Source organism: Paraburkholderia sp. BR10141, from assembly GCF_056155635.1.
In genome coordinates, this window is the sequence record NZ_JBMIQH010000095.1 from 1 (window position 1) to 3,892 (window position 3,892).

Genomic DNA, 3,892 nt, shown 5'->3' on the forward strand with positions numbered 1-3,892 from the left:
AAGACCTGCCGGCGCCGCAGCACCTGACGCTGTCGACACGCGTGTGGATGGGCGTACTGCGCACCTACCTCGTCGTCGCAGTGAGTCTCGTGATCGTGAAGGTCGTGCAGATGGCCATTCACTAAGGCGGAGCGGGGCAGGTATATGTCTGCCCCTTTTTTGCACGTCCGCTGGCTGGAGCAGGGTGGGGACGAAGCTGCGCTGGTCTGGACGACCGGACCTTGCCGGGACACTGCAGGCTATTGCATCAGGAGTCGATGATGAAAATGCACGTTCTCTCGCTATCCGTGGTTTCAGCCCTGGTCCTCGCCGTCGCTTTTCTCGTCGTCGATCAGGACTGTCAGGTATCCACAACGAGCGCCATGCAGGCCGTCGCGGACGCGTTTCCCGAAAACGGACTGCCGAGTGGCGGAGCATCACACTGTCTTGTTTACGGGAAATACTGCCTCAGTAACGCTTTACGCAGCCGATAATCGATACGCAGCGCGAGACGTCCGAATAAAGCGCGGTTGCAGACCTCGCGTTGCGAAGTCGTTTCCTCCGTATCGATTTCTCTTATCGGCGACCGGGTCTGCAAGCCGGTTTGCCGACCTCCCGCCGTGCACCGTTGAATCCCGCCAAGCCTTGTCCAGCTTGGCGCTGCGCGGCTCATCGCGAGCCACGGGCGTGCCTTACTCGTGCTTTCTTGCCCACGGAGCGCCTCTTGCCTGCCGTTAACCCGATGTATTTTTCCGCAAGCCCCGTTTCTATCTTGGCGAAAAACATTTCGTGCAGTACGACAGGAGGAGACGGCGATGAGCGGCAATGCAAGCGTAGGTAAGGGTGGGTATCAAGGGACGAGAACAGCAATCGACGGCAAGCCGACGCTCGGCGCAATCTTGCGCGCCGGCATAGCCGGTGGCGTGACGGGCGCAGTCATCATCTGGATTTACGAGGCGCTCATCTGGGTCGGCGCCCAGCATCTCATGCCGCTTGCGGGCATTCCCCGCAACGCGACCGGCCTCGTGTTCGGCAAGGGCGTACAGGACTCGCTCGGCATCTGGGCGTATTTCCTCGGGACTGCCATTCATTTCTTCTTCGCCATTGCGTGGGGCGTGCTGTTCGCCGCGATCTGGCCGTATTTCCGCCGCCGTGGTTACGAAGCCACGTTCGTCGCGCTCTTTTATGCGATCCTGGCCTGGATCGTCATGCATGTGGCGATTAGCATCGCCTCCGACAACCATCCCAATTACTACGACCCGGTCGTCATCATCGGCGGTTTCATGTCGCACTTTTGCTTCACTGTGCCGCTCGCCCTCGTGGTGAAGCGCATGCTAGCGACCGAGCGCGGACGCTGACGCCTCCGGCGTCAGCACCGAACTATCAAGAAGTCAACAACAGGGGAAAGTGACGATGTCGTTAAATAGAGGATTCCTTAGCTTGTCGGTGATGGCGGCAGCTGTCATCGCCAGCACGCCGGCGATGGCGCAATCGTCGGTGACGCTCTACGGCGTGCTGGACGTGTTCGCCGGCTACCAGAACACGAAAGTCGACGGCAAGACCACGTCGCTCGCCGTGCTGGGCAACAACGGCTTGATGACGAGCCGGTGGGGCTTGCGCGGCACGGAGGACATCGGCGGCGGATACCGCGTGAACTTCGCGCTGGAGAGCGGCTTCGATCCGGGTACGGGCAAGTTGCAGAACAGCTATCGGTTCTTCGATCGCCAGGCGTGGGTCGGTCTGGGCGGTGGGTTCGGCGAGGTGCGTTTCGGGCGGCAGAACACGCCGATGTTCACCTGGAGCGGCAATATGGACGCCTTCGGCGCGGCGACCTACGCCTCGGGCTACAACAACTTTGCGAACTGGCTGGCGCGTGTCGACAACGACATTGCGTGGATCTCGCCGAAGTTCGTGGGGACCCAGGTCGAACTGCATTATTCGGTGGGCGGCCAACCAGGTACGCTCGCGGGCAATGCCGTGTATCAGGCCGGCGTGCAGACCACCCAGGGCCCGGTCTATCTCGCGCTTGCCTATTTGAACGCGGCGAATGCGACAGCTTCCAACCGTGTGCAGGAATTCATGGCGGGCGGCAATCTCGACTACGGGTGGGGGCGCATCTATATCGGCTATTTCCGCGCCAATGACGTCATTTCCGCGACCACCGGCAATGCGCTGAGCAACCCGGCGGGCAAATACGACCCGGCGGTCGGGCCGGTCGGCAATACGGCAGGCGACTGGCACAGCACGTATTCGCTTTCGGCCGACTACCGGTTTACGCCGTTCTTCAGCGTGGGCGCCGGCGCCGCCTACACCAAGGACAGCACGCATCTCGGCAACGACGCCCTGCAATATGGGGCGATCGTCAACTACGATCTCTCCAAGGGGACGCGGCTATACGGCACGATTTCCGAATTGAAGAACTACGGCACCGCGCAGTTCAAGATGGCAGGCGCCAGCATTACGACGGGTTCGTTCCTCACGCCGGGACCCGGTCAGAGCGAATTCGGCGTTCAGGTCGGCATCCGGCATCTGTTCTAGCATTTGAGAAAACGCAAGCAGCCGATGCTTAACGCATGAAACTCCACGCCACCACTTCGTAGCCATCGGACATTGGACTACGATCAAGAATGCAAGGGCGATGTCGTCGCTATTTCGAATCCGTTCACGGTGCCTCATCGTGAATCGAAATATGCAAACCTTGCTGGGGACGACGGACTCGCCGCGCGCCTGCGGACCGAAAGGAGGGCGCCCGGCGATCCGGCGTATTTCCGGTTGTCGATGGAGGAACCATGAAAGCACTGGTCTATAACGGCCCGGGCAAGTTCGCACTCGAAACGCGGCCAATGCCCGCCTTGCAGGGACCCGGCGACGCCGTGGTCAAGATCACGAAGACGACGATCTGCGGCACCGATCTCCACATTCTCAAGGGCGACGTGCCGAGTTGCGAGCCGGGCCGCATTCTCGGCCACGAAGGCGTGGGCGTCGTACATGAAATCGGCAGCGGCGTCTCGACGTTGAAAGTCGGCGATCACGTGCTCGTCTCGTGCATCTCGAGCTGCGGGCAGTGCGAGTACTGCCGGCGCGGCATGTATTCGCATTGCAAGACGGGCGGCTGGATACTCGGTAATCGTATCGACGGCACGCAGGCCGAATACGTGCGTACGCCGCACGCGCAAACGAGCCTGTACCGGATTCCCGACGGCCTCGACGAAGCCGCGCTCGTGATGCTCTCCGATATCTTGCCGACGGGCTTCGAATGCGGCGTGCTCAACGGCAAGGTCGAACCCGGCAGCACAGTGGCCATTGTCGGCTCCGGGCCGATCGGGCTGGCCGCGCTCCTGACCGCGCAGTTTTATTCGCCCGCGCAGGTGATCATGATCGATATGGACCCCAACCGCCTGGAATGCGCGAAGAAGTTCGGGGCAACGGCGTGCATCGATCCGCGCGCAGGCGACGCCGTGGATGCGGTGATGAAGCTCACGGATGGCGTAGGCGTGGATTGCGCCATGGAGGCCGTTGGCGTGCCTGCGACGTTCGAACTGTGCCAGCAGATCGTGGCGCCGGGTGGCGTGATTGCGAACATCGGCGTGCATGGTGTGCCGGCGTCGCTTTTCCTCGACAAGCTCTGGGACCGCAACGTAGCGATCACGACGCGTCTCGTCGACACAGTGAGCACGCCCATGCTGCTCAAGACCGTGCGTGCCGGACGGATCGATCCGAACCGGCTGATCACGCACCGGTTTTCATTCGAAGACATGCCCAAGGCGTATGAGACGTTTTCGCAGGCGGCCAGCACGCAGGCGTTGAAGGTGATTGTCGAGATGTGATGCGGTGGTTTGATGTTTGCGAACATCTATATGTCAAAGCCATTTTCAGATGTCGGGGTCCCGGCTAAATACAGATGTCGGGGTTG

3 protein-coding genes are annotated in these 3,892 nt (G+C 61.2%); all 3 read left to right on the forward strand.

Annotated features, from left to right (window positions below):
• Nucleotides 1–794: 794 nt before the first annotated feature.
• Nucleotides 795–1,337 (forward strand): hypothetical protein, encoded by a 543-nt coding sequence (locus tag ACOJB8_RS40820; protein ID WP_475017907.1) that lies wholly within the window; start codon nucleotides 795–797, stop codon nucleotides 1,335–1,337.
• Nucleotides 1,338–1,428: 91 nt separating this feature from the next.
• Complete coding sequence (locus ACOJB8_RS40825) at nucleotides 1,429–2,517, forward strand: porin (RefSeq protein WP_475017909.1); 1,089 nt, start codon at nucleotides 1,429–1,431, stop codon at nucleotides 2,515–2,517.
• 251 nt (nucleotides 2,518–2,768) lie between these two features.
• Entirely contained in the window at nucleotides 2,769–3,806 is a 1,038-nt protein-coding gene (locus ACOJB8_RS40830; RefSeq protein ID WP_069265716.1) for a zinc-dependent alcohol dehydrogenase family protein, read from the forward strand.
• Nucleotides 3,807–3,892: the final 86 nt, after the last annotated feature.